Source organism: Paenibacillus azoreducens (genome assembly GCF_021654775.1).
Lineage (GTDB): Bacteria > Bacillota > Bacilli > Paenibacillales > Paenibacillaceae > Paenibacillus_AQ > Paenibacillus_AQ azoreducens.
Genome location: NZ_AP025343.1, coordinates 6,672,896 through 6,697,500, shown reverse-complemented (window position 1 = coordinate 6,697,500; position 24,605 = coordinate 6,672,896). Strand labels below are relative to the sequence as shown.

Below are 24,605 nucleotides of genomic sequence, written 5' to 3'. Positions count from 1 at the left end.
TACCAGGGGAACTGAAACATCTAAGTACCCTGAGGAAGAGAAAACAATAGTGATTCCGTCAGTAGCGGCGAGCGAACGCGGATTAGCCTAAACCGGTCAGCTTGCTGGCCGGGGTTGTGGGACGTCTCACATGGAGTTACAAAGGAATTGGTTAGGCGAAGAGGTCTGGAAAGGCCCGGCATAGAAGGTAAAAGCCCTGTAGCCGAAAGTCAGTTCCCTCCGAGACGCATCCCGAGTAGTGCGGGGCACGTGAAACCCCGTATGAATCTGCCAGGACCATCTGGTAAGGCTAAATACTCCCTAGCGACCGATAGTGAAACAGTACCGTGAGGGAAAGGTGAAAAGCACCCCGGAAGGGGAGTGAAATAGAACCTGAAACCGTGTGCTTACAAGAAGTCAGAGCCCGATCTATGGGTGATGGCGTGCCTTTTGTAGAATGAACCGGCGAGTTACGTTCCCGTGCAAGGTTAAGGTGAGAAGCCGTAGCCGCAGCGAAAGCGAGTCTGAATAGGGCGACTTAGTACGTGGGCGTAGACCCGAAACCGTGTGATCTACCCCTGTCCAGGGTGAAGGTGCGGTAACACGCACTGGAGGCCCGAACCCACGAATGTTGAAAAATTCGGGGATGAGGTGGGGGTAGCGGAGAAATTCCAATCGAACTCGGAGATAGCTGGTTCTCCCCGAAATAGCTTTAGGGCTAGCCTCGGAAAGAAGAGTCGTGGAGGTAGAGCACTGATTGGGTGCGGGGCCCGCAAGGGTTACCAAGCTCAGTCAAACTCCGAATGCCATAGACTTAGTTCCGGGAGTCAGACAGTGAGTGCTAAGATCCATTGTCAAAAGGGAAACAGCCCAGACCATCAGCTAAGGTCCCCAAGTGTGTGTTAAGTGGGAAAGGATGTGGAGTTGCACAGACAACCAGGATGTTGGCTTAGAAGCAGCCACCATTTAAAGAGTGCGTAATAGCTCACTGGTCGAGTGACTCTGCGCCGAAAATGTAACGGGGCTAAACACACCACCGAAGCTATGGCTTGATACGCAAGTATCAGGGGTAGGGGAGCGTTGTGTACAGCGTTGAAGGTGTACTGGAAAGAGCGCTGGAGCGTACACAAGTGAGAATGCCGGTATGAGTAACGAAAAGATCAGTGAGAATCTGATCCGCCGAAAGCCCAAGGTTTCCTGAGGAAGGCTCGTCCGCTCAGGGTAAGTCGGGACCTAAGGCGAGGCCGAAAGGCGTAGTCGAAGGACAACAGGTTGAAATTCCTGTACCACCGTAAACCGCTACGAGCGATGGGGTGACGCAGGAGGGTAGTGACGCGAGCTGATGGATGCTCGTCCAAGCAGTGAGGCTGATGTGTAGGCAAATCCGCACATCGATAAGGCTGGGCTGTGACGGGGAGGGAAAATTACAGTACCGAAGGTCATGATCTCACACTGCCAAGAAAAGCCTCTAGCCAGGTGAAGGTGCCCGTACCGCAAACCGACACAGGTAGGCGAGAAGAGAATTCTAAGGCGCGCGGAAGAACTCTCGTTAAGGAACTCGGCAAAATGACCCCGTAACTTCGGGAGAAGGGGTGCCCCGGTAGTGTGAATAGCACGAGGGGGCCGCAGTGAAAAGGCCCAAGCGACTGTTTAGCAAAAACACAGGTCTGTGCGAAGCCGTAAGGCGAAGTATACGGGCTGACGCCTGCCCGGTGCTGGAAGGTTAAGGGGAGCGGTTAGGAGCAATCCGAAGCTGTGAACCGAAGCCCCAGTAAACGGCGGCCGTAACTATAACGGTCCTAAGGTAGCGAAATTCCTTGTCAGGTAAATTCTGACCCGCACGAATGGCGTAACGACTTGGGCGCTGTCTCAACGAGAGATCCGGTGAAATTTTAATACCTGTGAAGATGCAGGTTACCCGCGACAAGACGGAAAGACCCCATGGAGCTTTACTGCAGCTTGATATTGGATTTGGGTACGATCTGTACAGGATAGGTGGGAGCCTAAGAAACCTGAGCGCCAGCTTAGGTGGAGGCGCCGTTGGGATACCACCCTGATCGTATCTAGGTTCTAACCTGGTACCGTAATCCGGTGCGGGGACAGTGTCAGGTGGGCAGTTTGACTGGGGCGGTCGCCTCCTAAAGAGTAACGGAGGCGCCCCAAGGTTCCCTCAGAATGGTTGGAAATCATTCGAAGAGTGCAAAGGCAGAAGGGAGCTTGACTGCGAGACCAACAAGTCGAGCAGGGACGAAAGTCGGGCTTAGTGATCCGGTGGTACCGCATGGAAGGGCCATCGCTCAACGGATAAAAGCTACCCTGGGGATAACAGGCTTATCTCCCCCAAGAGTCCACATCGACGGGGAGGTTTGGCACCTCGATGTCGGCTCATCGCATCCTGGGGCTGAAGTAGGTCCCAAGGGTTGGGCTGTTCGCCCATTAAAGCGGTACGCGAGCTGGGTTCAGAACGTCGTGAGACAGTTCGGTCCCTATCTGTCGTGGGCGTAGGAAATTTGAGAGGAGCTGTCCTTAGTACGAGAGGACCGGGATGGACGTACCGCTGGTGCACCAGTTGTTCCGCCAGGAGCATGGCTGGGTAGCTACGTACGGAAGGGATAAGCGCTGAAAGCATCTAAGCGTGAAGCCCCCCTCAAGATGAGATTTCCCAACTAGTAAGACCCCTTGAAGACGACGAGGTAGATAGGTTGGAGGTGGAAGTGCAGCAATGCATGGAGCTGACCAATACTAATCGGTCGAGGGCTTATCCTAAATTACCCCAAAAAGTGAAGCGTATGCTTCGCGGATGATTCCGATTACTTTTCGGGGGCCCCGGGATTTAAAACCGGGAAATGCTACGGAGAATTAAAACGCAAAACGTTTCGTATCTAGTTTTCAGGTGATCAAACACTTGAATCGTTTGGTGGCGATGGCGGAGGGGTTCCACGCGTACCCATCCCGAACACGACCGTTAAGCCCTCCAGCGCCGATGGTACTTGGACCGAAGGGTCCTGGGAGAGTAGGACGTTGCCAAGCGAAGGACCACTGTTGATGTATAATCGACGGTGGTTTTTTTGCGTTGTGGTGAAGTGCTCCTGATTTGTGTTGAATTATCTAATAGTTGTCCTAATAGGACTGTTATTAAATTAAGTAGAGTACATGTCAAAATGCCACCAACGTATAAGTATGCTCATGACGAAAACATCGCCTGATTTCCTCTAACGAAACTGAGCCACGCTATTGCCCCAAAAATGCAGCTAAATCAAATCTAACGAAACTACAGATCGTTATTTGGGCCAAATGTGTGCTTTTGACCGTTTATTTTGAGCAATAGCGATACCCAGTTTCGTTAAAATTTTCGGAGGCTTTATTTTGCTTAAATAACGATTGTGAGTTTCGTTAGCCGTCTTGGCGGCGGAACTCGAATTAGCCGATGTGGCGGCGGAATTCGAGTTACCGTCGCGGGGAAGCGGAATTCGAACACCAGCATGCGAACCCGTCGATAAACAATCGATTTTTTTGTCCCTCCAAGCTCCGAAATATTTTAGCCAGTGGTTAGGCTGATTCTAGAGACTCGCTACGGGCGACTTCACTAATTGCTGTTTTGATCACAAAAGGAAAAGGGAATTTACTTATCTATGATCATCCTTGTCTGCGAATAACGTGAATAAGTTGTGGATGAGCTTTCAAACGATTTTTTTCATCCACAGCGGAGACCGCCCCAGATTGATTTTTGTCATTTGTACACAGATTCCGAACCAATCTCCTACATTTTTCTCCACTTCATTCAACATTCCGTCCACAAATTCACAAATTCATCCCCATCATTCACAGGTAACCTGTGTAAATTGTGTATTCCCGCACCTTTTTATATCATTAATAGGATTGACCTGTGGGTAATTTATTGACTTTGATATAATCGTTTGCCATACTCGATCTGTAATCCACAGACAGAGGGATGCAGAAGGCATCAATGATGAAAACACCAATAGATTAGCTGCCTCTTTCAATACATTTAGGTGAGGTGAAAGGGATGGAGATCAGAACATTAAAATCCGAAGAGTTTGATGCAATGATTGAGTTAGGACAGTATGCCTTCCAATATCGGATGCCTGCAGATAAGAAGGAACAAGCCAGGAAGCGATTCAAACCTGAAAATACATGGGGGATTTTTGACGAGGAAGGCCGTCTGGGAGCCAAACTGGGGCTGCTGCTTGCGGATGTCTTTGTCAATGGGAGAAAAATTCCGATGGCCGGTATCGGAGGTGTGGCTACCTGGCCTGAATACCGCAGACAAGGTTTGGTCAAACAACTGCTGACGCATTCGCTGCAAGTAATGAATGAATCCGGCAGGTTGATTTCTATGCTGCACCCGTTTTCGTTTCCTTTTTATCGCAAGTTTGGCTGGGAGATGTTCAGCGAATATAAAAAGTATGTGATTCCGACGGAAAAGCTTCCCGCAAAGCTGCTCACAAAAGGTACCGTTCGGCGTAATATCCGGGATATCCCGGTTTTGAACCGGGTATATGAAGCTTATGCCGTTCGTTTTAACGGAATGATGCTTCGGAGTGAGGAACGCTGGAAGTCATCGATTCTCGAAGATGAAGACCAGACCGCAGTATATTATTCTCCATCAGGCGATCCTGAAGGATATTTACTTTATAAGGTGGAGAAAAATGAGTTTTTGGTCGAAGAGTTCATCTGCCTGAACGAAGAGGCGAAAGCGGCATTATGGACGTTTATTGGCAATCATGATTCCATGGTAACCCAAGTCGTTTTGAATCAAATGCCAGCGAATGACGGATTAACATACACGCTTGCCGATCCCCGCATTACCCAAGAGATTATACCCTATGGCATGACACGGATTGTAAACCTCCCCGGCTTTATTGAAGCATTGGATTATGAAGGCAGTGGAGAAGTGGAGTCATGGACAATACAGGTCAGCGATCCATATGCGCCTTGGAATGAAGGGACTTGGCACTGGAAGATCTCACCGTTGGGAGAGGCGAAGATCAAGCCTGCTGAACAGGAGGAAGAAGCCCAACTGCAATGCGACATTCAGACGCTGACCACGCTGCTGCTTGGTTATAAACGTCCGGCTGAGTTGTGGAAAATGGGAAGATTGACCGGTGAATCCGAAGCAGTTACCCGCTTGGAGTACGCCATTCCTTTGGAACAAACCTTTTTATTGGACCATTTTTAAGATATCTGACTCTCCTGCTTAATGCAGGGGGGTTTTTAGTATAAGCCGGTTCATTATTGGAAAAAGCGGATTCCGCCAGTTTCCGTACCGGCTTTTTTAAGATTATAGAATTTATAAATTTTAAGCGCAGCTTAAGAAATCCTATAATCGCAAGAAAAACATCCGCTAAATGCGGTCTGTCTTCCTAGAAAGTACGTCGATAGACGTTTTTCTTACCATCCAAGGGATGGAATCAGGTAAATACGTCAAAAATGATAAGGAAAGACCTGAACGGTTTTCGTCCCCTGCCTCTTGGCAAAACGTGAGAATATGTTATAATATAGTCAAAGAAAGTCAAAGTCAATTATTGATCAAATTTGCATATACTGTTGCAGCAAACAGTTTATGTATGATCTGATTGACCTGAAGTTACACTAACAACACAGAAGCTGCAGGGGAAAACCGGCGGCCTATGTTTGTATTCTATTTGTCCGGTTCGCTGCATACGGCTCGGGTTAATGAATGATACCGGGATCGTGCCGGCAGCCGCGAATATTTGGAAGTAACAGGCTTTCAAGCAGCATTAAAGTGGAGGATGAATGATGCGTAATATCTCTGATGTTATTGAACAATATCTGAAGGGTATTTTGCATGAAAGTCCCGAAGGATTGATCGAAATACAGCGTAATGATTTGGCGGATCATTTTTCTTGTGTGCCGTCCCAGATTAATTATGTGATCAGTACAAGATTTACGCTGGAAAAGGGTTATCTCGTGGAAAGTAAACGCGGAGGCGGCGGATATATTCGGATTCAACGAATCGATCTTCCGCAGTATTCGGCACTGCATACTCATCTGCATCAGACGATTGGCGATACGATAGACCAGACAGTCGCGGAAGGGCTCATTTACCAGCTGGAAGAAGCCCGCGTTCTAACCAAGCGGGAAGCAAACCTGATGCGTGCGGCTGTTTCCAGAGAGACCTTGATGATCAAGTTGCCTTACAGGGATGAGATCCGTGCGAAAATGATGAAAGCGATGCTGATTTCCTTGCTAAGCAAATAGCTCTGCGGAGAAAAGGAGGTACATCGACATGTTATGCCAAGAATGCGGGAAAAGACCCGCAACGCTGCATTTCACCAAGATTGTGAACGGCGAAAAAAATGAAATCCACATTTGTGAAACCTGCGCGAGGGAAAAAGGGGAATTGATTCCCGGCACGACGGGGGGATTTTCCATACACAGCTTGTTATCCGGGCTGCTTGATTTTGAAACGACGGGCAAAGGAACGGCGAGCAGCGTCAAAACGCCTCAGTCCTTGCACTGTGAGGAATGCGGAATGACGTATTCCCAGTTCAGCAAAATCGGCCGGTTCGGCTGCAGCTCATGTTATAAATATTTTGGCGACCGGTTGGATCCGCTTTTCAAACGGGTTCATGGAAATACCGTGCATGTGGGCAAAGTGCCCAAGAGAAGCGGAGGCCGCATTCAATTGAAGCGAAAAATCGATGATCTCAAGCTCGAGCTGCAGCAGCGGATTCAGCAGGAAGAATTTGAAGAGGCTGCACAGCTGCGCGACCAGATCCGAACGCTTGAAAAGGAAATTTCAGGACAGTAAAGTTCGCTTGAATAGAGGAGGAGTAGCGGATGCCCAATCTTCGGTTTACCGAAAAAGCGCTGAGTGAATGGATGCGGGGTACGGCAAATGACTCCGATATTGTGATCAGCAGCCGGGTGCGGATCGCGCGGAATCTGCAGCACTTGCCTTTTCCCCTTTTGGCGACGCGTCAACAGTCCGAGGAAGTGCTGAAACGTCTATCCAAAGTGACGGGGAATCAGAATATCAAGGGACTTGGACCATTCTATACCGTTAAATTGGATGAAATTGAACCGATTGATAAAAAAGTGCTTGTAGAGAAGCATTTGATCAGCCCGAGCCTTGCAAGCGAGTCCCAAAACGGGGCCGTCATGATCAATGAAGATGAATCCGTCAGCATTATGATTAATGAAGAGGACCATCTTCGCATTCAATGCCTGTACCCGGGATTTCAGGTTCGCGAAGCATGGGGGAAAGCGACAGCTATCGACGATTTGTTCGAGTCCGAAGTGGATTATGCATTTGACGATAAACGCGGTTATCTGACCAGCTGTCCGACCAATGTGGGCACAGGGCTCCGGGCTTCGGTGATGATGCATCTTCCGGCTCTGGTGATGACGCAGCAAATCAACCGCATTTTGTCCGCCGTTTCCCAAGTTGGGCTTACCGTTAGAGGAATTTATGGGGAAGGCAGCGAAGCAATAGGTAACCTGTTTCAAATCTCCAACCAGATTACGCTCGGGCAAACGGAGAATGAAATTATCGATAACCTGCATAGTGTCGTACTGCAAATCATCGAACACGAAAAAAACGCCCGCATGCGCTTGATGAACGATTCGCGTCTTCGCATTCGGGACCGGATCAAACGTTCTTACGGCATTTTGTCTTATGCGGAGATTATGGACTCCAAGGAAGCCGGCCAGCGGCTTTCGGATGTACGCTTGGGGATTGATCTCGGCATTGTGCAGGGACCTTCGATTCCGGTGATGAACGAACTAAACGTGATGACCCAGCCGGGATTTTTGCAAAAAAAATTCGGGCATGACATGAACAGCGAGGAACGCGACATATACCGGGCAAGGTTGATTCGGGAGGCGCTTGCAAATACCTGAACTGAAGTTTTAGAGTAAGGTAAACGAGATTGTTTGAACTTTAGGCCCCAATAATTTATGCCACAAAATCATATTTCAAACTCATGGAGGTGCAGGAGAATGATGTTCGGAAGATTTACGGAACGCGCGCAAAAAGTGCTGGCACTCGCACAAGAAGAAGCCGTTCGTTTGGGACATAACAACATCGGTACGGAGCATATTTTGCTTGGGCTGATTCGCGAGGGTGACGGCATTGCCGCCAAGGCATTGATCGGACTTGGACTCGGACTCGAAAAAATTCAGGATGAAGTGGAAACGCTCATCGGCAGAGGGCAGGAACAGCCGACCAATATCGCTTACACTCCGCGCGCCAAAAAAGTCATTGAATTGTCTATGGATGAAGCCCGCAAGCTGGGTCATACCTATGTGGGCACAGAACATATTTTGCTCGGCTTGATCCGTGAAGGAGAAGGCGTAGCGGCACGGGTATTAAACAATTTGGGAATCAGCCTGAATAAGGCGCGCCAGCAGGTGCTGCAGCTGCTCGGAAGCAGCGAGGCGGTGTCGAGCCATCATGGCTCGCAGGCCAATGTCAGCACGCCAACGCTGGACTCTCTGGCCCGCGACCTGACGGCAGCTGCGAAGGAAGGCAACCTCGATCCGGTGATCGGGCGCAGCAATGAAATAGAACGCGTCATTCAGGTGCTCAGCCGCCGCACCAAAAACAATCCGGTATTGATCGGTGAGCCTGGGGTAGGTAAAACCGCTATTGCGGAAGGTCTTGCCCAAAAAATCATCAACAACGAAATTCCAGAGACGCTCCGCGACAAACGCGTTATGACCTTGGATATGGGTTCGGTTGTCGCAGGCACTAAATATCGCGGTGAATTTGAAGACCGCCTGAAAAAAATCATGGATGAAATCCGCCAGGCCGGGAATATCATTCTGTTTATCGATGAGCTGCATACGCTGATCGGCGCCGGTGGCGCGGAAGGCGCGATTGACGCCTCGAATATTCTGAAGCCTTCCCTGGCTCGCGGCGAGCTGCAGTGCATCGGTGCTACGACGCTCGATGAATACCGCAAATACATTGAAAAAGACGCCGCTTTGGAACGCCGTTTCCAACCGATTTCGGTGGATCAGCCTTCTCCGGAAGAAGCGATCCAGATTCTCTTCGGTCTGCGCGATCGTTATGAAGCCCATCACCGCGTGAAAATCACGGATGAGGCGATCGTGGAAGCCGTGAAGCTGTCCGATCGTTATATCTCCGACCGTTTCTTGCCGGATAAAGCGATTGACCTGATCGACGAGGCCGGCTCGAAAGTAAGGCTTCATACGTATACAATACCGCCAAACCTGAAAGATCTGGAAAGCCGGCTCGAAGACATCCGCAAGGAAAAGGATTCGGCGGTTCAAAGCCAGGAATTCGAAAAAGCGGCTGCGCTTCGCGATACTGAGCAAAAGATCCGCGAAGAGCTTGAAATCACGAAAAATCAGTGGAAGGAAAAACAAGGCCGTACCGATTCCGAAGTGACTCCGGAGGATATCGCGCAGGTGGTGGCCAGTTGGACCGGAATTCCGGTGCGCAAGCTGAAGGAAGAAGAAACCGAACGTCTGCTGAACATGGAGAATATCCTTCATGAACGCGTCATTGGCCAAGAAGAAGCCGTCAAGGCAGTCAGCCGCGCTGTACGCCGCTCCCGTGCCGGCCTTAAGGATCCGAAACGTCCGATCGGTTCGTTTATTTTCCTCGGACCTACCGGCGTAGGTAAAACGGAATTGGCCCGCGCGCTTGCCGAAGCGATGTTCGGGGATGAAAATGCGGTCATCCGCATCGACATGTCCGAATACATGGAGAAACATTCCACGTCCAGACTGGTCGGAGCTCCTCCAGGATACGTAGGTTATGAAGAGGGCGGCCAATTAACCGAGAAAGTGCGCCGCAAGCCATACTCCGTCGTGCTGCTGGACGAAATCGAAAAGGCGCATCCGGAAGTATTCAACATCCTGCTCCAGGTGCTTGAGGACGGACGTCTGACCGACTCCAAAGGCCGTGTAGTCGATTTCCGGAACACACTGATCATTCTGACGTCGAACGTAGGGGCGGAAGCGATCAAGCGGAATTCCACGCTTGGTTTTACGGCGGTGAACGATTCCGGAGCCGACTACAACAACATGAAAGACAAAGTGATGGGCGAGCTGAAAAAGAGCTTCCGTCCGGAGTTCCTGAACCGGATCGATGAAATTATCGTCTTCCACTCGCTGGAAGAGAAGCATATCGCCGAAATTGTCACATTGATGTCCGATGAACTGCGCAAACGGCTGCGCGAATATGATGTGGACTTTACGCTGACCGATAAAGCCAAGGCGTTCCTGGCCAAGGAAGGGTATGACCCGGCATTCGGCGCCCGTCCGCTTCGCCGCGCGATTCAGAAGCACATCGAGGACCGATTGTCCGAAGAGCTTTTGACTGGCAAGGTGGCCAAAGGCGATTCGCTTGTGATCGATGAGGAAAATGGCGAATTGACCGTTAACAAGGCTGGCAGCGTATCGGCCAATTCATAATAACCATGAATAGATAACGGTAATGATAAGGATTGACCAGGCCGCTTATTTTGGCGGCCGGGCCAATCCTTTTTATACATGTAAACTTTTTGCAACTACTTTACGATAAATCTTAGTAAATGGTAAAATTATAATAATGCCAATTTCCTGGTCATTCGACAAAATTAGACAAAAACCATATCGAAAGGAGAGGTCATGGCTAAGACAAAAACAAAATTTTACTGTACAGAATGTGGCTATGAAGCTGCCAAGTGGTATGGTAAATGTCCAGGTTGTCAAGCTTGGAATACAATGGTGGAAGAGACGGAAAGCGTTATTAAGACACAAGGAATGAATTCTCCTTTGTTTCAGAGTAAAGAAAAGGCGCTTTCGATCATAAATATAGAAAGCAGCAATGAAGCGCGGGTGCACACCGGGATCGGTGAGCTCAACCGCGTACTAGGCGGAGGGATTGTTCCCGGCTCGCTCATTTTGGTCGGCGGGGATCCGGGAATCGGCAAGTCTACCCTGCTGCTGCAAACCTCGCATGCTTTAACGCAATCCGGTTTGCGCGTCTTGTATGTTTCAGGCGAGGAATCCGTGCGTCAGACCAAGCTTCGGGCAGACCGGCTTGGGGCTTTATCGCCTGAGCTTTATGTATTGTGCGAGACCAATATGGATCTCATTGAAGAAGCGATAAACAATGTTGCACCGCAGTTTTTAGTGATTGACTCCATCCAAACGGTCTACATACCGGAAGTCACCAGTGCGCCAGGCAGCGTTGCCCAAGTCAGGGAATGTACTGCCCGGTTTATGCGGGTGGCGAAGGGAATGGGCATTGCGACTGTTCTTGTAGGGCATGTTACAAAGGAAGGGGCCATAGCCGGCCCGAGACTCCTTGAACATATGGTTGACTGTGTATTGTATTTTGAAGGGGAACGGCATCATACGTACCGACTTTTGCGCGCGGTTAAAAACCGCTTTGGCTCCACCAATGAAATCGGCATATTTGAAATGAATGAATCCGGTCTGGTGGAAGTGGGGAACCCTTCCGAACTGTTTCTATCCGAACGCCCGCTCGGCGTTGCAGGATCAACGGTGGTCGCCAGCATGGAAGGCACCCGGCCTGTGCTTGTCGAGCTTCAGGCATTGATTTCCTCCACGCATTTTCCGTCGCCTCGGCGGATGTGCACGGGTATTGATCATCACCGGATGGGACTGATCATAGCGGTACTTGAGAAACGAATGGGGATGTTCCTGCAAAACCAGGATGCTTATCTGAATGTCGCCGGCGGCGTCAAGCTGGATGAGCCGGCTGTCGATTTGGCGATTGCTGTCAGCATCGCATCCAGTTTTCGAGATATTCCGACCAAACCTTACGATGTCATGTTCGGAGAAGTGGGGCTTACCGGCGAGGTCCGGGCGGTTTCACGGGCCGAACAGCGTGTGAGGGAAGCGGAGAAGCTGGGTTTTAAGCGGATCATCATGCCGGAAAAAAGCTTAAAGGGTTGGAAACATCCTAAAGGAATTGAAATCATTGGCATCAATACCGTGGCAGATGCACTAGCGGTCGCTTTAGATTAGGGGGCATAAAGAGATGAAGGAATCTAGCCAAATGGATAAAATGAGCGACCTGCTTAAGCTGGTCGCGCCGGGCACTCCATTTCGGGATGGCTTGGAAAATGTGCTGCGCGCCAAAACCGGAGGGCTGCTTGTTGTCGGCTACAGCCCTGAAGTCATGGAGGTTGTGGACGGCGGCTTTTCGATTAACTGTGACTTTTCACCCAACTATTTATACGAGTTGGCCAAGATGGATGGGGCCATTATATTGAGTGAGGACCTGAAGCGGATTTTGTACGCCAATACCCAGCTGATTCCCGATTCCTCCATTTCCTCGATCGAAACAGGCATCCGCCATCGTACCGCAGAACGTGTTGCCAAGCAGACGGGCAAGCTGGTCGTTTCCATTTCCCAGCGCCGCAATATTATTACTTTATATCAAGGTACGCTCAGATATGCGCTGAAAGAAATTGGCGTTATTTTGACAAAAGCGAATCAGGCGCTGCAAACGCTTGAAAAATACCGGGCCGTGCTGAATCAGTCGCTCACCAATCTGTCCGCCTCCGAGTTTGAAGAATTGGTAACCGTTCCGGAAGTTGTCAACGTAATCCAGCGGATTGAAATGGTGCTGCGCATTAAAATGGAAATCAAGCGCTACATCAATGAGCTGGGCAACGAAGGACGGTTGATCAGCATGCAAATGGAGGAACTGGTCAGCAATATGGAAGAGGAGGCTTGGCTCCTCTACAAAGATTATGCGCGGGAAGACAATGACGAGAAGATCCGCGAAATGATCGCCGGCTTAAAACGGGCTACGGATGACGAACTGCTTGATATTCATTATGTGATGCGGCTGCTCGGTTACCCGATCTCCGCAGCGACATCCGAAGAAGCGATCGCTCCAAGAGGCTACCGCATCTTGAACAAAATACCGCGGCTGCCGAATGTCATTATTCACAACCTGGTCGAGCGTTTCGGCAGGCTGCCTCATATTATGATGGCAACGATCGAGGAATTGGATGAAGTGGATGGTATTGGCGAAGTCAGAGCCCGCAATATCAAAGAAGGTCTGAAACGTCTTCAGGAACAAGTCTTCATTGACAGACAAATTTAAATACCATACAATCAAGGGATGATACGGGGGTACTAAAATATTCGAGGTGAAAAAATGTTTACTAAGTCAATTCCGAACCTGTTTACTTTAGGTAACTTGTGTCTCGGAATGTTAGGAATTATGCTGGCTTTTGACAACAAAATAAGTTTGGCGGCCATCATGATTATTATTGCGATGCTTTGCGACGGATTGGACGGCCGGGTGGCCCGTGCACTTAATGCGCAAAGCGAATTCGGCAAAGAACTCGATTCTCTCTCGGATGTGATCTCTTTTGGTGTTGCACCCGCACTCATTATGTATGTTTCTTCTTTTCATGGTATGCACCAAGCATTGGTCTGGGCCGTAACGGCCATCTTCCCGATTTGTGGAGCGCTTCGGCTGGCCCGTTTTAATGTTCAATCCGGGATACCGGGATATTTTATTGGACTGCCCATTCCGGCAGCAGGAGGCGTTCTTGCCACGCTGTCGCTGTTTCATAAAGAAATTTCGGCCCCTTATATGATTATCGCCATGCTGCTTCTTTCGTACCTGATGGTCAGCACGGTGAAATATCCTAACTTCAAGAAGGTCGGGCTTCCTAAAAAAGCGGTGATGTACGCACCTGTAGTCATTGTTGCCGGCGTGGCGATCGCTGTGATTTTTCCGGACCAATTATCCAAACTGATTTTCGTACCGCTTGTGCTTTATGCGGCTTACGGGTTGAAACAGAACTTTGAGAAGCTGACACGCAGACGCCATCGCGATCAGTCAGGAGAACAAAAAGTCTACAACGATCATTCATAACGATATTTGATATGATCTAAAACTATCACGGATGATAAAAAGCATTTATTTCCTGCAAGCAAGCAGCGAAATAAATGCTTTTTTGTTTGAAGATAGTAGTAGAAGCTTCATGCAATTGCATCTGATACCGGAAGAAAAACATCCTCTAAAAACGGCCTGTCTTGTGTAAAGGTACAACGATGGACGTTTCTCTAATGTATATCGAAGCATTGATGCCGACTTGCCTTAGGGTTCATGACAAATTAAACAAGCCGAGGGTGGAACATTTCTCCGATTCTTTTTGCACGACTTCATCCAAGTTGATCCCGAGCAGGTTGCATAAAGCGGACATGTAAAAAATATTGCGCCCGAGCTCGGCACTGATAATATCCTTGCAGTTCTCGCATAATTCTCCGCGGACATGAGTCCGTGCCACATCTTTAGCCTTTTCCAGATTGACTTCAGGTTCAAAGGACTGCTGGGTTGCATGCAGTTCAATGCAGCCGCAATCCGTAATAGCTTTGGCGACGGCCCGATTGACGGAGGCGCTGCTTTGTCCGTTTTTGGACAGCACATCCAATAGACTACGGTGACGGAGCAACAGTTCGGAGACCTGATCCTGAAAAGCGTGTAAACTTGGTGCGCTCATTTTCCTTTTCACCTCTAGCATAAGAATTGAATTCATTATATGCCAGGCTTTTACCCACTTTCAACCAGTTATGACACATATTTCGCTTACATCTTTCAAAATGCGGTATAAAAAATGGAACAATAAGGATTATGCAGTCCAAAATTGGACCATACTGCTAAGGAAATATGTATAACTAATTAATCGAGGAGGTGCGGGAACAAATGCTGAGAAAATTCATTATAGCTTTCGCCGGGTTGTGTGGCGCTTGGACGGGTTATACTTTGCATCAATCAGCCGGATGGACGTTCCCCGGATTAGGTATCGATCATTCAGTATGGGGAGGCATCATGCTTGCTGGACTTGGGGCAATTTTATTTTTGTTGATAGGTTCCCTGTGCGCTAAGACAGTAATGACTCGTTTGCACTCGTTTGTTCAAACGCTGGCGGCAATGCCGATGAAAGAACTTGCGGCCGGAACGGCCGGTCTTACGGGAGGACTTTTGTTGTCGCTGCTAATCTACCCGAGCTTGGCTTGGGCAGGAAAAGCCGGGGACATCGCTGCTGTGGGATTGTCGCTGTTCTGCGGATATATGGGATTTCGGATCGGGCTCGATAAAAGGGATGAACTGGCGACGCTCTGGACGTCCGGAAGATGGAGCAAAGGGGATGCTTACGAGGATCGAAAGATTGAGGAGCATAAAATTTTGGATACGAGCGTGATCATTGACGGGCGTATCGCGGATATTTGCAAAACGGGATTTATCGAAGGCACGATCGTCATTCCGGAGTTTGTGCTTGAAGAGCTTCAACATATCGCCGATTCTTCGGATCTGCTCAAGCGCAACCGCGGCCGCAGAGGACTTGATATTTTAAACAAGATCCAAAAGGAGCTGGATGTCCGGGTATTGATTTATGAAGGGGACTTCGAAGAGATTTCGGAGGTCGACAGCAAGCTGGTCAAGCTCGCCAAAGTGCTTGAAGGCAAAGTGGTTACCAATGATTACAACCTGAATAAAGTTTGCGAACTGCAGGGGGTATCGGTGCTCAACATCAATGATCTGGCCAATGCTGTCAAACCGGTTGTCCTGCCGGGAGAAGAAATAATGGTACAGGTCATCAAAGACGGCAAGGAACATGGACAAGGCGTGGCCTATTTGGATGACGGAACCATGATCGTGGTTGAGGGCGGTCGTGATTACATCGGCAGCATGATGGAAGTGCTGGTGACCAGCGTGCTTCAGACTTCTGCGGGACGAATGATTTTTGCCAAACCGAAACTGTTGGAAAAAGCCCAGTAAAAGGGGTATGATGGGATTATACAATTTTTTTCTTTCGGTTCGGGGGAGGCAAAACGATAGCTTTGGAAACTCAAAACCATGTGGGCGTGATCGTGGTTGCCGCGGGGAAAGGCTCGCGCATGGGAACGCGTGAAAGCAAGCAGTATTTGCTGCTTGAGGACAAGCCCATCATTGTACATACATTGGAAGTCTTCGATCGGATGCCGCTCGTAAAGGAAATCGTCCTGGTGACGGGAGCGGATGATATCGATCGATGTGCCGGATGGGTGTCCCGGTACGGGCTTCGCAAGGTAATTAAAGTGATCTCGGGCGGCCGAGAAAGACAGCAGTCCGTTTATAAAGGTTTGCTTGCAATCGGAACGGAATGGGTAATGGTACATGATGGTGTACGCCCGTTCGTTGAACCTGAGCATGTCGAGGCATGTTACCGGAAAGCTGTGAATACCGGTGCAGCGGTCCTCGCCGTGAAGGTGAAGGATACCATCAAGCAGGTGAGCGAGTCGGGAATGATCGAAGCAACCCCCGACCGCCGGAGTCTGTGGGCGATCCATACCCCACAGGCTTTTCGTCTTTCTGATTTGCGCAAGGCTCATGAACAGGCTGAAGCCGACGGTTTTACCGGAACGGATGACTCCATGCTGGTGGAAAGGATGGGCATTCCGGTGAACGTCGTAGAAGGCAGCTATACCAATATTAAAATTACGACACCCGAAGATTTGGAATATGCTGCATTCATGTTAAAGCACAGGGGAGAGAAGAATACATGATACGTGTAGGGCAGGGGTTTGACGTACATCAACTCGTAGAGGACAGGCCGTGTATTATTGGAGGGGTTACGATCCCATATGAAAAGGGGCTGCTGGGGCATTCTGATGCCGACGTGCTGCTGCATGCGGTAACGGATGCGATCTTGGGTGCGCTTGGCCTGGGGGATATCGGCAAGCATTTTCCCGACACGGACCCGGCGTTCAAGGATGCGGACAGTTTGAAGCTGCTGCTTCATATTTGGGAGATGGCGAAGGAGCGGGGGTACCGTCTGGGCAATATTGATTGTACGATCATCGCCCAGAAACCGAAAATGGCCCCATACATCCCGCAAATGGCCGAGATTATCGCCCATGCGCTGGATGCCGATACGGAGCAGGTGAACGTGAAGGCAACCACGACCGAGCAGCTCGGTTTTACCGGCCGCGGCGAAGGTATCGCGGCGCAATCGGTTGTCTGTCTCGTCAAAGATGTGCTATCATCTTGAAGGATTTGAAGAGGTGGAAGCGTAAGTAAACGGCTCATACGCTTATAGCTAATGACAGTGCAGTAGCGAAGGGGACCGGAATCGATCTGGAGAAGCGGCAGCGTTCGCCTTTGTGAGCGGATTTCTACAATGAATAGTTAAAATCAAAGAAAATCCGGGAACAACAGCGATCGGAAGAACGATCCGGGAACCGTAGCGATCAAATAGCACTGTCAGAATTAATGTATGACCGAGTAAACACAAAGCGGAGGGGTATTACCATGACTGATAAAGTTCGCGTACGGTATGCACCAAGTCCTACGGGACATTTACATATCGGAAATGCCAGAACAGCGTTGTTCAACTATTTGTATGCCCGCAATCAAGGCGGGGATTTCATTATCCGGATTGAGGATACGGATGTGAAGCGCAATATTGCAGGGGGCGAAGAAAGCCAGTTGAAATATTTGAAATGGCTTGGCCTGAACTGGGATGAAAGCATCGATATCGGAGGACCATACGGGCCGTACCGCCAAACGGAGCGGCTGGACATCTATAACAAATACACCCAGGAGCTGCTGGACAAAGGTCTCGCTTATCGCTGCTACTGCACGGAAGAGGAATTGGAGAAGGAGCGGGAAGAACAAATGGCCCGCGGCGAGACGCCGCGTTATTCCGGCAAACACCGCGACCTGACCGAAGAGCAGCGCCGGGCTTATGAAGCCGAAGGACGGACGGCCAGCATTCGTTTCCGCGTGCCTGAGGACAAAACCTATACTTTCGACGACATCGTCAAAGGCATGATTTCATTCAATACAAAAGATACCGGCGATTTCGTCATCGTGAAAAAGGACGGAATTCCGACATATAACTATGCCGTCGTCATCGACGATTACCTGATGAAGATCACCCACGTGCTTCGCGGCGAGGATCATATTTCGAATACGCCGCGGCAGCTGATGATCTACGAAGCGCTGGGATGGGAAGCGCCGCGTTTTGGGCATATGACCCTGATCGTCAACGAAAATCATAAGAAACTCAGCAAGCGGGATGAATCCATCATCCAGTTTATCGAGCAGTATGATCAACTCGGTTATTTGCCGGAAGCGTTGGTAAACTTTATTGCTCTCCTCGGCTGGTCGCCTGAAGGGGAAGAAGAAATCTACAGCCGCGAAGAGCTGATCAAAATCTTTAATCCGGCCCGCCTCTCAAAGAGTCCGGCGGTATTTGACCAGAACAAACTGGCTCACCTGAACAACTATTACATCAAGCATGCCGATCCGGAACGGATCGCCAAGCTGGCCATTCCCCATCTGCAAAAAGCGGGTCGCCTGCCGGCCGAACTGAGCCAAGAGCAGGAAACTTGGGCGAATAAACTTGTGGCTCTGTATCAAGAGCAAATGACCGCAGCTTCGGATATCGTCGATCTGTCCGCCATGTTTTTCCGCACCCAATTGGAGATCGATCAGGAAGCCCTGCCGGTACTTGCTGAAGAACAGGTGCCGACGGTACTGAAGGCTTTGCTGGACAAAATTGAAGCGGAAGAGAAATTTTCGGCAGCCCGGATCCAGGCTTTGATCAAGGAAGTGCAGAAGGAAACCGGCGTTAAAGGCAAGCAGCTCTTTATGCCGATCCGCGTGGCTCTGACAGGCCAAATGCACGGCCGTGATTTGAATGAAACGACTTACCTCCTGGGTAAGGATCGCGTGATCGAACGTTTGAAATCGCAGATCAAAGGAGAATAGGAGCTTTTGAAAAAGCTGCAAAACCTTTCGCGCATCCGGTTAAAACATTCTTGTCATCGCAGCGTATTATCGGATATAATAACTACCAAAATAAGATCTATAAAACCTGTCTTTATCGTCAGGTCCGAAATAGACAGGGGACTTTTGCGAGTCCCTAACACATAAGTACATCTATAAGTTGCCAATGGCGACGAACAGGAGAAGTACGCTTTAACCCCAGGCATTTGCCAGAGAGGATAACCTCATGGAGAATCATGCTTTCCATGCGGCTGGAAGTTATCCATATGCCGACTGCGGAAATGCGCCTGTGAGCTGCATGGATGAGCGGTTCGATTATCGAACCGTTAGACTATGCCGGAAGGTCCCCCGTTATAAGGACGTGAAAGATGGATTCGTTTTGCGAAAATGCGCTGAAGCTTTTGGCGTATGAGCAAAAGGAACGGATTCAAGCAGAGTGGAACCGCGTATAACGCCTCTGCAGCGAAAGCTGCCGAGGCGTTTTTTGGTACTTTAGAAACAAACGGAATCCTGGGAGCGAAGGAAGAGAAGAGGACGAAAAGGGGAACGGATATGTTTAAGAGAATCAAATCGGATATCCAAACGGTATTTGAAAATGATCCGGCCGCCAGAAGTCTGTTTGAAGTGGTGTTCACCTATTCGGGACTGCACGCCATCTGGGCTCACCGGATTGCGCATAAACTGTATACCCGCCGATGGTTCACCCTTGCCCGCATCATTTCGCAGTGCAGCCGGTTTATGACAGGAATCGAGATCCATCCCGGTGCCAAAATAGGAAATAGGCTCTTCATCGACCACGGCATGGGAGTGGTGATCGGCGAGACATGTGAAATTGGCGATGATGTCGTCATCTACCAAGGCGTAACGTTGGGCGGTACGGGCAAGGAAAAGGGGAAGCGCCACCCGACCATCGGCAACAATGTCGTCATTGCTTCCGGCGCCAAGGTTCTCGGATCTTTCAAAGTGGGGGACCAAAGCAATATCGGAGCCAATTCGGTTGTGCTGCGGGAAGTTCCCTCCAACAGTACGGTCGTGGGCATCCCAGGCCGGATTGTCAAGCAGGACGGCCGCCGCGTGGATCGATTGAGCCACCAGCTCCCGGATCCGATCGTGGATTCGATCCGCTACATGCAAACAGAGATCGACAGGCTGCGGAGCGAACTCGAAAACATCAAAAAAGAGAGCGGGGAACGGGCTTGGGTTCATACGGCCCAAGACGGAAATTCCGGGGAATAAAAGCCGCGGTCGCTCATCCTTGCATAGGCTTCGATCAGGCTTTATCAAAAGTGGACTTTTTGAACAACCTCTAAAACGAAAGGAAACGTGATTATGGCGCTTCGAATATACAATACTTTGCATCGGTCCAAAGAAGAATTTGTGCCGCAGGAACCAGGAAAGGTAAAAATGTACGTATGCGGTCCGACAGTGTACGACTATATTCACATCGGGAATGCGCGGCCGATGATCTTTTTCGACGTGGTTCGCATGTATCTTGAACAAATCGGCAATGGAGTGAACTATGTCGTCAACTTTACCGACGTAGACGACAAGCTGATCCGCAAAGCGGAACAGATGAACAGTACCGTGCCGGAAGTGGCCGATACGTTTATCAAGGCCTACTACGAGGATTTGGAAGGGCTCGGTATTCAAAAGGCAACGGTTAACCCGCGGGTAACCGAGAATATGGACAATATCATCGCCTTCATACAGGAGCTTGAGAAAAAGGGATTTGCCTATGAAAAAGGCGGGGACGTGTTTTACCGGACAAATAAATTCCCGGACTACGGCAAGCTGTCGCATCAAAAGCTCGACGAGCTGCAGTTCGGCATTCGAATCAACGTCGATGAGCGCAAGGAACATCCAGAAGACTTTGTGCTCTGGAAAGCAGCGAAGCCGGGGGAAATCTTCTGGTCCAGTCCATGGGGCAACGGCCGCCCGGGCTGGCATATCGAATGCTCGGCCATGGCCCGGCGCTATTTGGGGGACACGATCGATATCCACGGGGGCGGACAGGATTTGCAATTCCCGCACCATGAATGCGAGGTAGCCCAATCCGAAGCGCTGACAGGCAAGCCGCTGGCCAAATACTGGATGCATAACGGCTATATCAAAATCAACAACGAAAAAATGTCGAAATCGCTTGGCAACGGGATACTCGTCAAAGATTTGCGCAAGCAATTCAAAAAAGAAGCCATCCGTTATTTCATGCTTTCAACCCATTACCGCAATCCGCTTAACTTTAATGCCGAAACGATGGATCAGGCGACAAACAGCGTGGAGCGGATCGCCAATGCAGTCTCCAACCTGAAGCATCGGCTCAATACCGCAGTTCCTGACGGCCATGGCCCCGTTCGCGAGGAATTGAAGCAAAAGCTGGAAGGCATTTTGAAGCAGTACTACGAAAAGATGGATGACGACTTTAATACGCCGGATGCCATAACCTCGATCTTCGAGTGGGTGAATGAAGCCAATTCGCTGCTGCAGGAACCTGCGGTGAATCCTGAGGAGCTTAAAGAGATGTTGGCCGTCTTTGAAGAGTTGAATGCCGTGCTTCGCCTATACATCGCAGATGAAGAACAGCTGCTGGATGAAGAGGTGGAGAAGCTTATTGCGGAACGGACGCAGGCCCGCAAAGACAAAAACTGGAGCCGTGCCGATGAAATTCGCGATCAATTGGCAGCGCAAGGGATTTTGCTTGAGGATACGGCGCAGGGCATGCGTTGGCGGCGTAAATGAGCGGCGGAAATCACATGGGGATGCCGCCGGGAGCGGGGGCGGAATGGTCCGGATGGTTCGAATATCCGCCTTCCCGCCAGCCGCGGCTGATCCCTCCGATCGTGCTTGCTTATATCGGGGATGCCATTTATGAAGTGGGGGTCAGGCAGTACCTCATTTCCAAAACGAACCTCAAGCCGCATCAGCTTCACCGGCGGGCGACCGCAATGGTATCGGCCAAGGCGCAAGCCAGAATTCTCGCCGCGCTTGAGCCGGCTTTGACGGAAGAAGAAAAAGATGTCGTAAGGCAGGGGCGCAATGCCAAATCAGGCAGCATTCCCAAAAATGCCGATGTACTGGAATACCGGCATGCGACGGCTTTTGAGGGCTTGATCGGATATTTGTATTACTCCAGGCAGCAAGAACGGATGCGGGAACTGATCGGCATGGGCATAGAATATATGGAGCAGCAGCATGAAAAATAAAAGCTTTGTGGAGGATGTTATGGAGGAAGAAATCATCGGCGGAAAGCATTCGGTTATCGAAGCGCTGAAATCCGGCCGCACGATCAATAAAATCTGGGTTGCTGAAAATGCGCAAAAGCATTTGACGCAGCCGATTATCATCGAGGCTAAAAAGCTTGGCGTCGTCATCCAGCAAGTGGATAAGCGAAAACTCGACCAGATGGCGCCGGGCGTTCAGCATCAAGGCGTCGTGGCTCAAGTCGCTCCTTATGCTTACGCTGAAGTGGAGGATATTTTGCAGGCTGCTGAAAATAAAGGGGAGCCGCCTTTTATTCTGCTGCTGGACGAGATCGAGGATCCACACAACCTTGGATCTATTTTGCGCACGGCGGATTGCACCGGCGTACATGGAGTGATCGTGCCGAAGCGCCGCTCCGCCCAGGTAACGGCCACCGTTTCCAAAACCTCCGCCGGTGCGGCGGAGTATGTTCCGGTTGCGAGGGTAACCAATCTGGCGCAGACGATCGATTCCCTGAAGGAGAAAGGGATATGGGTCGTAGGCACAGACGTATCGGCCGCCGCGGGGATTTATGAGACGAATGTCTTTGATGGACCGGTAGCCATCGTCATCGGCAATGAAGGCAAAGGCATGGGACGGCTGATTCGGGAAAAATGCGACGTGCTGATCAAGCTGCCGATGAACGGACGGATCAACTCGCTGAACGCCTCCGTGGCTGCAGGCGTAGTGATGTATGAAGTATTGCGCCGCCGCAATCAAGGTTAACCTGGAATGGCAGATTTGCGGGATGTGCTCCTGGTGGACGGCTACAATATGATCGGAGCTTGGCCATCTCTTGCGAAGCTGTCGCAAATCAGCATGCAGGAGGCGCGCGATGAGCTGCTTGGGAAGCTGGCCGATTACCAGGCTTTTACCGGCCGTAAAGTGATTGCCGTCTTCGACGCGTACCGGGTGCCTGGGCTTGGCAAATCTTTTGCCCAAAGTAAAATTCAGGTTTACTTCACAAAAGAGAAGGAAACTGCCGATGAATGTATAGAGCGGCTTGTCGGGGAGCTAAGTCTTCGCAGCCGCAAAATCTATGTTGCCACCAGCGATTTCATCGAGCAGCATGTGATCTTTGCCCGCGGCGCGCTGCGGGTTTCCGCACGGGAGCTTCTCATCGAGGTGGAGAATTGCGAGAAAGCGATCCAAAACCGCATCCGGCATGACCATGCCCCATCGAAACGAAATACGCTGGAAAGCAAGCTTAAACCGGATCTCAGGGAAATATTCGAGAAATGGCGCAGGGAATAACATAAATTGGAACGACTTACAATTTTGAATCTCTTGACAATTTTGTTATTTGCGTTCTTTTTTAGGTAATACGTGGTTGACGGTGTCAACTGCCATCATATATACTGTTCGTATATTTCACAGAGTAACGGTGTACCTTGCGTTGCAGCCGGGGGGATTCTTGGTGAGTGTAGACCTCAAAGAATTAACGTTGTCGGATTACGAGTATAAGTCAGATGAGGACGTTGTCGAATATTTTCGTGAAGGCGATAGCGAAGCACTGGAATTTTTGATTAACAAATACCGGAATTTCGTGCGTGCCAAAGCCAGGTCTTACTTTCTGATCGGCGCTGACCGAGAGGACATCATTCAGGAAGGCATGATCGGTCTGTACAAATCGATCCGCGATTTCCGGACGGACAAGCAGTCTTCGTTTAAGGCTTTTGCCGAGCTCTGCATTACCAGGCAGATCATTACGGCGATCAAGACCGCGACAAGACAGAAGCATATTCCGTTGAACTCATATGTATCGCTGGACAAGCCGATTTACGATGAAGACTCCGACCGGACGCTGCTGGATGTGATTTGCGGTTCCCATGTGTCCGATCCAGAGGAACTGATTATTAATCAAGAGGAGTTCGTGGGTCTTGAGGACAAAATGTCCGAGATTTTAAGCGACCTGGAACGCAAAGTGTTGATGCTTTACTTGGACGGCCGCTCCTATCAAGAGATCGCGGTAGATCTCAAGCGGCATGTGAAATCGATTGACAACGCCTTGCAGCGTGTCAAACGCAAGCTGGAACGTTATTTGGAAGTGCGCGACAATTAGACGCTTTGAAACGAAAAGGCTCTTTATGGAGTCTTTTTTTTCACGATTGGACATGTCGGGTTTAAGTATTGCATGAATGAATCATAATGGTAAATGAATGCAGGCGGAGATCAGCAGAGAAAAAAGGCTTGAGATAACAAGGAAAAAGCGAATCCCGGCATGCTGTGAACAAGGGGATTCTTTCGTTGACACGGGTTGACCCTTATGATAAAGTGTTTTAGGTAGGCCTAAATTCGCGTGTTTTAATGGATGAGTAGGCAAAAACCGCAGGTTTTTGTTTCTTATTCATTTCGCAGGAACGGTTTTTTTTCTTTTCAGCAATGAAGGGCTTGGGCTGTTCTGCTAGGAAATATAGAGCCTTCTGAAAAGAAGGACGTCTTCGGGAGGTGCACAGCATGCGGGTAATTATCACTTTGGCTTGTACGAATTGCAAACAAAGAAACTACACAACTACCAAAAACAAGCGAAATCACCCCGACCGCATGGAGATGAAGAAATTTTGCAAGTTCTGTAACGAGCAAACTCCTCATCGCGAAACTAGATAGTTTTTTGGAGGTG

At 49.8% G+C, this 24,605-nt stretch carries 21 protein-coding genes and 2 rRNA genes (1 of these 23 cut by a window edge); 22 read left to right on the top strand and 1 reads right to left on the bottom strand.

Going from position 1 to position 24,605, the window contains the following annotated elements:
* From L6442_RS30160 to pssA, 10 genes are all read left to right on the top strand, one after another.
* A 23S ribosomal RNA gene (locus tag L6442_RS30160) occupies positions 1-2,745 on the top strand (it extends 184 nt beyond the left edge of the window).
* A 147-nt stretch (positions 2,746-2,892) separates the two neighbouring features.
* A 5S ribosomal RNA gene (gene rrf / locus L6442_RS30155) occupies positions 2,893-3,009 on the top strand.
* A 997-nt stretch (positions 3,010-4,006) separates the two neighbouring features.
* Positions 4,007-5,179: a GNAT family N-acetyltransferase gene (locus L6442_RS30150; protein ID WP_212980810.1), complete on the top strand. Its 1,173-nt coding sequence runs from the start codon at positions 4,007-4,009 to the stop codon at positions 5,177-5,179.
* 581 nt (positions 5,180-5,760) lie between these two features.
* Positions 5,761-6,222, top strand: coding sequence for a CtsR family transcriptional regulator (locus L6442_RS30145; RefSeq protein WP_194234570.1), 462 nt, complete (start codon positions 5,761-5,763; stop codon positions 6,220-6,222).
* Positions 6,223-6,250: 28 nt separating this feature from the next.
* Entirely contained in the window at positions 6,251-6,775 is a 525-nt protein-coding gene (locus L6442_RS30140) for a protein-arginine kinase activator protein McsA (protein ID WP_194234510.1), read from the top strand.
* A gap of 29 nt (positions 6,776-6,804) precedes the next feature.
* Complete coding sequence (locus L6442_RS30135) at positions 6,805-7,866, top strand: protein-arginine kinase McsB (protein ID WP_194234511.1); 1,062 nt, start codon at positions 6,805-6,807, stop codon at positions 7,864-7,866.
* 99 nt (positions 7,867-7,965) lie between these two features.
* Complete coding sequence (gene clpC, locus L6442_RS30130) at positions 7,966-10,410, top strand: ATP-dependent protease ATP-binding subunit ClpC (protein WP_212980811.1); 2,445 nt, start codon at positions 7,966-7,968, stop codon at positions 10,408-10,410.
* Positions 10,411-10,605: 195 nt separating this feature from the next.
* Complete coding sequence (gene radA, locus L6442_RS30125) at positions 10,606-11,973, top strand: DNA repair protein RadA (RefSeq protein WP_212980812.1); 1,368 nt, start codon at positions 10,606-10,608, stop codon at positions 11,971-11,973.
* 13 nt (positions 11,974-11,986) lie between these two features.
* Positions 11,987-13,063, top strand: coding sequence for a DNA integrity scanning diadenylate cyclase DisA (disA, locus tag L6442_RS30120; protein ID WP_194234514.1), 1,077 nt, complete (start codon positions 11,987-11,989; stop codon positions 13,061-13,063).
* Between the two features lie 54 nt (positions 13,064-13,117).
* Positions 13,118-13,846: a CDP-diacylglycerol--serine O-phosphatidyltransferase gene (pssA, locus tag L6442_RS30115; protein ID WP_212980813.1), complete on the top strand. Its 729-nt coding sequence runs from the start codon at positions 13,118-13,120 to the stop codon at positions 13,844-13,846.
* A gap of 232 nt (positions 13,847-14,078) precedes the next feature.
* Here the strand turns inward: pssA and L6442_RS30110 are convergent, their stop codons facing one another.
* Positions 14,079-14,474: a nucleoside triphosphate pyrophosphohydrolase family protein gene (locus tag L6442_RS30110; RefSeq protein WP_194234516.1), complete on the bottom strand. Its 396-nt coding sequence runs from the start codon at positions 14,472-14,474 to the stop codon at positions 14,079-14,081.
* A 203-nt stretch (positions 14,475-14,677) separates the two neighbouring features.
* Here L6442_RS30110 and L6442_RS30105 point away from each other — a divergent pair, with 203 nt between their 5' ends.
* The 12 genes from L6442_RS30105 (at position 14,678) to rpmG (ending at position 24,592) form a co-directional block, all read left to right on the top strand.
* Positions 14,678-15,754: a PIN/TRAM domain-containing protein gene (locus L6442_RS30105; protein ID WP_212980814.1), complete on the top strand. Its 1,077-nt coding sequence runs from the start codon at positions 14,678-14,680 to the stop codon at positions 15,752-15,754.
* A 62-nt stretch (positions 15,755-15,816) separates the two neighbouring features.
* The gene (ispD, locus tag L6442_RS30100; protein WP_272880300.1) at positions 15,817-16,521 is read left to right on the top strand and encodes a 2-C-methyl-D-erythritol 4-phosphate cytidylyltransferase; all 705 of its coding nucleotides are present in this window, start codon (positions 15,817-15,819) and stop codon (positions 16,519-16,521) included.
* The gene (gene ispF, locus L6442_RS30095; protein WP_194234518.1) at positions 16,518-17,006 is read left to right on the top strand and encodes a 2-C-methyl-D-erythritol 2,4-cyclodiphosphate synthase; all 489 of its coding nucleotides are present in this window, start codon (positions 16,518-16,520) and stop codon (positions 17,004-17,006) included. Before ispD ends, ispF begins: the two co-directional genes overlap by 4 nt.
* 260 nt (positions 17,007-17,266) lie before the next feature.
* Entirely contained in the window at positions 17,267-18,730 is a 1,464-nt protein-coding gene (gene gltX, locus L6442_RS30090) for a glutamate--tRNA ligase (protein WP_212980815.1), read from the top strand.
* 244 nt (positions 18,731-18,974) lie between these two features.
* Positions 18,975-19,160 (top strand): hypothetical protein, encoded by a 186-nt coding sequence (locus tag L6442_RS30085; RefSeq protein WP_212980816.1) that lies wholly within the window; start codon positions 18,975-18,977, stop codon positions 19,158-19,160.
* 140 nt (positions 19,161-19,300) lie between these two features.
* Positions 19,301-19,984, top strand: a complete 684-nt coding sequence (cysE, locus tag L6442_RS30080) for a serine O-acetyltransferase (protein WP_212980836.1) — start codon at positions 19,301-19,303, stop codon at positions 19,982-19,984.
* A gap of 93 nt (positions 19,985-20,077) precedes the next feature.
* Positions 20,078-21,484: a cysteine--tRNA ligase gene (gene cysS / locus L6442_RS30075; RefSeq protein WP_212980817.1), complete on the top strand. Its 1,407-nt coding sequence runs from the start codon at positions 20,078-20,080 to the stop codon at positions 21,482-21,484.
* Positions 21,481-21,948, top strand: coding sequence for a Mini-ribonuclease 3 (locus L6442_RS30070; RefSeq protein ID WP_237100131.1), 468 nt, complete (start codon positions 21,481-21,483; stop codon positions 21,946-21,948). Before cysS ends, L6442_RS30070 begins: the two co-directional genes overlap by 4 nt.
* A gap of 19 nt (positions 21,949-21,967) precedes the next feature.
* The gene (rlmB, locus tag L6442_RS30065) at positions 21,968-22,711 is read left to right on the top strand and encodes a 23S rRNA (guanosine(2251)-2'-O)-methyltransferase RlmB (RefSeq protein ID WP_194234573.1); all 744 of its coding nucleotides are present in this window, start codon (positions 21,968-21,970) and stop codon (positions 22,709-22,711) included.
* Between the two features lie 6 nt (positions 22,712-22,717).
* Positions 22,718-23,239 carry an NYN domain-containing protein gene (locus L6442_RS30060; RefSeq protein ID WP_194234522.1) on the top strand — a complete coding sequence of 174 codons (522 nt, stop codon included), beginning with the start codon at positions 22,718-22,720 and terminating at the stop codon, positions 23,237-23,239.
* Between the two features lie 163 nt (positions 23,240-23,402).
* On the top strand, positions 23,403-24,047 hold the full coding sequence (sigH, locus tag L6442_RS30055) for an RNA polymerase sporulation sigma factor SigH (protein WP_194234523.1): 645 nt from the start codon (positions 23,403-23,405) through the stop codon (positions 24,045-24,047).
* A 395-nt stretch (positions 24,048-24,442) separates the two neighbouring features.
* Entirely contained in the window at positions 24,443-24,592 is a 150-nt protein-coding gene (gene rpmG / locus L6442_RS30050) for a 50S ribosomal protein L33 (protein WP_076176720.1), read from the top strand.
* Positions 24,593-24,605 lie beyond the last annotated feature (13 nt).